Source organism: Sutterella sp. (assembly GCF_030539355.1).
Taxonomy (GTDB): domain Bacteria; phylum Pseudomonadota; class Gammaproteobacteria; order Burkholderiales; family Burkholderiaceae_F; genus Sutterella.
The window spans coordinates 1-6,825 of sequence record NZ_JAUNSF010000132.1 but is presented as its reverse complement, the minus strand read 5'-3'; the positions used below and the strand labels follow the sequence as shown (position 1 = coordinate 6,825).

At 68.6% G+C, this 6,825-nt stretch carries 4 protein-coding genes; 1 reads left to right on the top strand and 3 read right to left on the bottom strand.

Annotated elements, in window-relative coordinates; genetic code table 11:
• Positions 1 to 68 precede the first annotated feature (68 nt).
• On the top strand, positions 69 to 1,310 hold the full coding sequence (locus Q4F91_RS12385) for a sugar transporter (protein WP_303338036.1): 1,242 nt from the start codon (positions 69 to 71) through the stop codon (positions 1,308 to 1,310).
• A 58-nt stretch (positions 1,311 to 1,368) separates the two neighbouring features.
• Here Q4F91_RS12385 and Q4F91_RS12380 read toward each other — a convergent pair whose 3' ends face one another.
• From Q4F91_RS12380 to Q4F91_RS12370, 3 genes are read right to left on the bottom strand one after another with little or no spacing between them, the layout of a single operon-like run.
• Positions 1,369 to 3,663 (bottom strand): DEAD/DEAH box helicase, encoded by a 2,295-nt coding sequence (locus tag Q4F91_RS12380; protein ID WP_303338035.1) that lies wholly within the window; start codon positions 3,661 to 3,663, stop codon positions 1,369 to 1,371.
• Positions 3,664 to 3,674: 11 nt separating this feature from the next.
• Positions 3,675 to 5,009, bottom strand: coding sequence for an ATP-binding protein (locus Q4F91_RS12375; protein ID WP_303338034.1), 1,335 nt, complete (start codon positions 5,007 to 5,009; stop codon positions 3,675 to 3,677).
• 42 nt (positions 5,010 to 5,051) lie between these two features.
• Positions 5,052 to 6,644, bottom strand: a complete 1,593-nt coding sequence (locus tag Q4F91_RS12370) for a TerB N-terminal domain-containing protein (RefSeq protein ID WP_303338033.1) — start codon at positions 6,642 to 6,644, stop codon at positions 5,052 to 5,054.
• Positions 6,645 to 6,825: the final 181 nt, after the last annotated feature.

Sequence of the window (6,825 nt, the reverse complement as noted above, 5' to 3'; positions counted from 1 at the left end):
TACTACCCGAAGGTGGTAGCCTCAGATCAACCCACTCTTAACAGCGAAGAACCCCTATTTCCCGCATCATGTCTGCTCCGCAGCGCGCCCGCGAGGGCTTCCGCGCGTGGCTGCCCGTCATCGGGCTCGCCTTCGCCGCGTTCGTCTTCAACACCTCGGAATTCCTGCCCGTGGGACTGCTGCCCGACATGGCGGCGAGCCTCGACGAGACGGTCTCCTTCATGGGCCTCGTGATCACGGGCTACGCGTGGGTGGTCTCGATCATGTCGCTGCCGCTCGCGCTCGCCACCGCGAAGTACGAGCGCAGGAAGCTCCTCCTCTTCCTGCTCGCGGTGTTCGCCGCCTGCCACTTCGTCGTGATCTGGGTCGACAGCTTCGCGACGCTCTACGCGGCGCGCGTCGGCGTCGCGCTCACGCACTCGGTCTTCTGGTCGATCATGACGCCGCTCGCGGCGCGCATGGCGCCCGCCGGCCGCCGTGCGGTGGGCCTCGCCGCGGTGATGGGCGGAACGATCGTCGCCACCGTGCTCGGCGTCCCGATCGGCACGAAGCTCGGCCACATCTTCGGCTGGGCGGAGTCGTTCTTCATCATCGGCATCGCCGCCGCGGCGGTGCTCGTCCTGCTGTGGCTCGTGCTCCCCGAGTGCCCGAGCACCCGCGCGGGCTCGATAAAGAGCCTCCCGGTGATTCTGAAGCGCCCCGCGCTCCTGCAGCTCTACGGCCTCACGATGATCACCGTGCTCGGTCAGTTCACCGCCTACTCCTACATCAGCCCGATCCTCGTGCATGCGGGGGGCCTCGACGAGAGCGCCGTCGTCAACGTCCTCCTCGTCTACGGGCTCGCGGGCATCATCGGCACGGTGGTGAGCTCGAAGACCGTCGACCGCTTCCCCTCGGGGTCGCTCACGGTGCCGCTCGTGCTCCTCGCGCTCTGTCTCTACGCCCTCGTTCCCCTCGCCGGCTCCTGGGGCACGCTCGTGCCCCTGATCCTCGTCTGGGGCGCCGCGCAGACCGCGATCTGCATGGCCTTCCAGACCGTGGTGCTCAACGTCGCCGCGGACGCGGCGGACGTCGCCACCTCGCTCTATTCGGGCATCTTCAACATCGGCATCGGCGGCGGCGCCTTCGTCGGCAGCCTCGTCTCCGAGCACTTCGGCTTCTTCCCGGTGAGCTTCACGGGCGGTGCCTTCGTCACGGCCTCCGCGATCTTCACGATCGCCGTGTTCCTGAAGACCGGCTCGGCGATCCTGCCGCACGAGGACCTCTCTCGCGCCCCCGGCACCGAGTCGCCGGCGGGAAAGAGCGCCTGATCGCTCAGGCGCTTCATCTTCAGCGGGGCGGCCGTGAGGCTCGCCCCGTTTTCGTTCCTCAGCCCTGGGAAAGCGCCCGGACGGAGGCGTCCTCGATGATCCCGGGGCCGCCCGAGTCTCTTCCTGCCCTTCCCGCCCAGTGGCGGATCCGCGCCTTCATCTCGGCGACGCCGAGGACGCCGAGGGCGAAGCCCTTCCGCACGAGCTCGCCCGGCACGAAGGCGTCGTACTTGGCGAAGACCGGGATCTCGCCGGGGAAGAGCAGCTCCATCGGGTCGTCGAGCTCGTCGGCGGCGTTCGCGAGCGCCCGGAAGAACCCCGGCGCGTCGGTCTTCATGCGAAAGATCATGTAGTAGGGCCGCATCGTGTCGAGGTCCGAGAGCCCGATCGACTTCGCGCACTTCAATTTCAGCAGGCGCTCCATCGCGAGGAACCCGTAGGTGCCGAGCCAGGGGAAGAGGCACCACTCCCGTTCGCCCAGCCGCACGAGCGGGAAGCGGTCGATGCCCGCGCGGCGGGCGTACTCGCGCGCCTCCGCGAGCCGCGCCGCCGCCGGGGGCTGCAGATACCGGTACAACTCGTCCGAGCGGAGCACCTGGCACATGGTCTCGAGCACGTGCGTGTGAATGTCGCCCGCGCAGAGGCCGAAGAAGGCGGGCACGCGTCCCATGACGGGCTTCACCCAGACGACGTGGCGGTCGATGTCCACCTCCTCGACCTCCCAGACATGGCCGGCGATCGCGACCTTGCCGCCCGCGGCGGGCGGCCGCACGAGCGTGCCGAGCTCGCGCGACTCGGTGCGGACCGCGAACTCCTCGTTCTCCTGGAAGACCGCGTAGAAGCGGTAGCTCGCGAGCTGCCGCTCGCCCATGAGGCCCACGATGAGGGAGCCCCGCTCGGTGCGCTCGATCTGGTCGGTCGCGATGAGGTGCTTCAGGAGCCTGCGGTAGTCGTCCTTCGAGATCCGGTGGAAGGGCGAGAGCGTGAGGATGCGCTGCGCGAGCTCGGCCGGGGTCATCTCGCCCTCGCCCGCGAGCGTCGTCATCGTCTGGTGATAGAGCAGGCTGAAGGGCAGCACGTCGAGCCGCGGGGGCTCGACCCAGTGCGCGCGGGCGCATTCGATGAGCGCGCACGCCTGCAGGAGCTTCCAGGGAAGGGTGGCGGGGAGCTGCGCCCGGGCCTCGGGCTCCTCCTCGCGGATGACGAAGTGCATCTCGGCGGGCTGCCCGCGGCGGCCCGTGCGGCCGAGGCGCTGGAGAAAGCCCGACACCGTGAAGGGCGCGTCGATCTGGAAGGCGCGCTCGAGGCGTCCGACATCGATGCCGAGCTCGAGCGTCGCCGTGGCGCAGATCGTCTTCACCGTCTCCTCGTCCTTCATCGCGGCCTCGGCGTCGCTTCTCACGGCCTTCGAGAGGTTGCCGTGATGGATGAAGAAGCGGTCGGGCTCGCCCTTCCTGCGGCAGTAGTCATGGAGCTCCGAGGTCACGGCCTCGCACTCCTCGCGGGAGTTCGTGAAGACGAGCGCGTTGCGGCCCCGTGTCTGCTCGTAGATGAAGCCGAGCGCCGGGTCAGCGCCCGAGGGGGCGGCGGATTCCGGGGCCTCGAGCATCGCCTCCGGGCGGACGGCAGGGGGCTCGGCATCGAGCGGCGCCGCGACGAACCAGTGCCCGATCGAGAGCCGGGCCTTCGCCGCGGGCGCGGTGAAGCGCGGCACGACCGCGGGGCGCTTCGAGCACCCGCGCAGAAAGGCGGCCGCCGCCTCCGGATCGCCGATCGTGGCCGAGAGTCCGATCCTGCGGGGATCCGCGCCCGAGAGGCGCGAAAGGCGCTCAATGAGGCACATCGTCTGCATGCCGCGGTCGCCGCGCAGCAGCGAATGGATCTCGTCGATCACGATGAATCTCAGGTCGCAGAAGAGCGACGGGATCGCCGCGTGCCGGTGAAGGAGCAACGCCTCGAGCGACTCCGGCGTGATCTGCAGGATCCCCGAGGGGTGGCGCATGAGCTTGTCCTTCCTCGACTGCCCCACGTCGCCGTGCCAGGCCGTCACCTTGATGCCGCCCTCCTCGCAAAGCTCGGTCAAGCGCCCGAACTGGTCGTTGATGAGTGCCTTCAAGGGCGCCACGTAGAGGCACCCGATCGAGGCGGGCGGGTTCTCGGCGAGCAGCGTGAGAATCGGAAAGAACGCCGCCTCGGTCTTGCCCGAGGCCGTCGAGGCGGTCAGCAGCACGTGCGCGTCCGAGGAGAAGATCGCCTCGCCCGCGGCGACCTGCACGGAGCGCAGCCGCTCCCAGCCGTTGCGGTAGATGAAGTCCTGCACGAAGGGCGCGTAGCGCGCGAACACATCCGACATGGGCGCGCGCCTCAGAGCTCGAAGTCCGCGAAGTCCCCGGAGGCGGCCCCGGCGGACTCGGAGGATTCGTCGGGCGCCGCGCCCGTCATGAAGTCCTCGCCGCCGAGGAGCTCCGCGACGGTGAGATCCGGGTGCTGCATGAGGATGTTGAGAGCCTCGATGAAGTCGCGGATGATCTCGCGGGGCGTGAGGTGCGTGCCCGCCCCCTCGCGGTCGAACTCGATCTCGAGGAACCGCGCGAGGTCGCGCTCCGTGAAGGGCGGCGTCCAGGCGTTGAGTCCCGCGTGCATTGCGGCGAGCTTCTCGATCAGGACGAGGAGCTCCTCGGCCGTGAGGGGCTCGAGCGAGATGACGGGCGAGAGAAGGTCGCGGCGGCCCTCGGTCGAGAACCTTCCCGATGCGAGCCGCGAGCGCAGCGCCTCGTAGCTGAAGAGTCCGCGCCGGCGGTCCTCGATCGCCTGGGGCGTGCCGCCCATCAGGATGCCGAGATGGCGCGCGCGGCCCTCAAGGACGTCGTTGTAGATCGTGAGAATCTTCTCGTAGTTGTACTGGCGCGAGATGCTGTTCGGGATCTTGTAGAGATTGACGAGCTCGTCGATGAGGAGGATGAGGCCCGAGTAGCCGGCGCCCCTGAGCATCAGCGCGAGCACCTTCACGAAGTCGTACCAGTTGTCGTCGGTGACGATGAGCGCCACGCCGAGCTCGCGCTTCGCGTCCGAGCGCGTGACGTACTCGCCGCGCAGCCACCGCACGACGCGGTCCCGCGTCTCGTCGTCGCCCTCGGTGAGCGCGCGGAAGTACTTGAGGAGCACCGTCGAGAACTCGTAGCCGTGAACGACCTCGCCGAGCTTGTCCATCGCGGCGAGCACCGCGCGCTCGCCCTGCGGGAGGTACATCGGATCGTCGGGGAGCACGCCCTCGCCGGCGAGCTGCGTGCGGATCGTGCCCATCCAGCGCTCGAGGATGAGCGAGAGCGCGCCGCCCTCGGGCATCGTCTTCGTGGCGAGGTTCTGCATGAGCTCGCGGTAGGTGGCGAGCCCCTGCCCCTTCGTGCCGTGGAGACGGCGCTCGGGCGAGAGATCCGCGTCGGCCACGACGAAGCCGCGGTCCATCGCATAGGCGCGGATCGTCTGCAGCAGGAAGCTCTTGCCGCTGCCGTAGCGGCCCGAGATGAAGCGCAGCGACGCCCCGCCCTCGGCCGTGATGTCTATGTCGGAGAGGAGCGCGTCGATCTCGGCGCGCCGGCCAACGGCGATGTAGGGGAGCCCGATGCGCGGCACGACGCCGCCCTTCAGGGCATTGAGAACGGTGCGCGCGATGCGCTTCGGTATCTTCTGCTCAGCCATCTTTCAACTTCAAATCTTTTTCTCAGGAAAATCTTCGGGACCTCAGAGAAGCGCCGCCAGATCCTCGACGTAATCCTCGATCACGCGGATCCCGGCGCCGTCGAACTCGAGCACGGCGTCGCCGATCTCGTCGAAGAGCTTGCCGTTGATCTCGTCGGTGACGATCTCGGGCGACGCCCCGCCGGGGAGGAGCCCCGCCTCGAAGCGCCCCTCAAGAAGCGCCCGGAGGAAGGTCCGCTCGGCCTCCGTGAGCCCGACCGGGTTTTCGTCCCCCGCCGCGGCGACGGCGTCCGCCACCCCATGATGCACCACGGGTGCGTCAGTGCCCGGCGCAGACGAACAAGCCTCGGCAGGCGCCTCTTTTTCCTCGAATTTTTCGGGCTCCGGAGGCTCGGACCGCGGGACCGGCGTGATCGCACGGGAAGTCTCGGCCGGTTCCCCGGCGGGATCGTCCTCGGGCGCGTCCACGATGAGGCGCTCCTCGACCGCGGCCGCGTCGGCGCGTATTCCCGTGAGACGGCTGAAATCAATCTTTCGCGCGGGATTGGCCGCGGCGCGCGCGGCCGCGTCACGCTCGGCGAGAATCGCGTCGATCACGGGCCGGATGTATCCCGTGGGATCCGTGGCGCGGAAGCGCCCCGTGTCATCGGCCCTCGCCCTCAGCGCCGCCTCGACGTTCCTCAGCAGCGCCTTCGGCCCCTCGTGCTTCTTCGACGAAAGGGAGTAGCGCTCGACGGTCCACTCGCCCCCGGTGCACCGCCACTCGAAGGTATCGCCCGCCTGATAGACGCGGTCCTCCGGACGGACGGAGGCGTCGAAGACGGCGGACTCGAAGAGCTTCCTCGGCACCGACCGGAAGCTGCCGAACCACTCGATGGCACGGCTGCCGAGCCGCGCGAGCGTCTCGAGCGCGAGCCCTCTCACCGCCTCCTCGTTGCCTTTCCAGAAGGAGGAGAACTGAGGCGAATACGAGGAGCGCGCGAGGAGTTCGTACCAAGCGAGGTCACGCATCCTTTCGTCCGTGAACGAACCGCCCGAGGCAAGCGCCTGCACGACCTTCCCCGCCCCTTCGGGATCGGAGCGGTTCCTGCGGTACTTCTGATCGAAGGGCTTCGGCCGCAGCAGCGCGGCGGGGAGCCCGTGGAAGACCACGAGGTCGTCGAGCCACCCCGGCACGTAGCGGTCGAGCGTGAAGTCAAAGGGCCTCACCTCCTGCCAGAAGCGCTCGAGCCGCTCCCAGGCGTCCCGGGGGGAGTCCGCGCCCGCGCCGTTCAACAGCTCGTAGACATGGAGGAACGCGAACGAGCTCGGGAATGAGCGCGGCCGCTCGCCCATTTTCCAGCGCGTGCGCCAGGTGAAGTAGGCGAGAAGCTGCGGGCCCGACATCATCGTGTAGGTCGGGTAGTAGGCGGAGAACCAGGCGCGCGAAGAGCCCTCATACTCGAAGTCGGCGACGAGCTCGGCCTGGCGGCGGAAGATCTCCGCCTCGCCCGCGCCCTCGGCCTCGAGCCGTACGCCGAGCGCGAGCATTTCCGCGAGACGCGCGGGCAGGGCCTCCCCGTCGGCGCGGCGGGCGGTGAAGCGCTCGCCCCGCGCCGGAATCAGTTCATCCGTGAAAATCCGCTCGTCCGTCATTCCGACCTCCCGTGCCTCTCGTTCATTCGTGCCGAGAAGCATAACGGATGCCCGCGTACACCTGCCGCTTCCCATCCGTCCCTGAAGGATGCCTCCTGCGGGTCCTCGGAAAGACCGGGAGAAGCAGATCTGTTAACGGTCAGCGACTTTGAGACCAGATGCCACACAAAATTGAGACCTG

What these genes read in the sequence shown, in the direction of transcription:
- Q4F91_RS12385 (WP_303338036.1), top strand. Translation starts at nt 69, where the DNA reads ATGTCTGCTCCGCAGCGCGCCCGCGAGGGCTTCCGCGCGTGGCTGCCC.
- Q4F91_RS12380 (WP_303338035.1), bottom strand. Translation starts at nt 3,663, where the DNA reads ATGTCGGATGTGTTCGCGCGCTACGCGCCCTTCGTGCAGGACTTCATC.
- Q4F91_RS12375 (WP_303338034.1), bottom strand. Translation starts at nt 5,009, where the DNA reads ATGGCTGAGCAGAAGATACCGAAGCGCATCGCGCGCACCGTTCTCAAT.
- Q4F91_RS12370 (WP_303338033.1), bottom strand. Translation starts at nt 6,644, where the DNA reads ATGACGGACGAGCGGATTTTCACGGATGAACTGATTCCGGCGCGGGGC.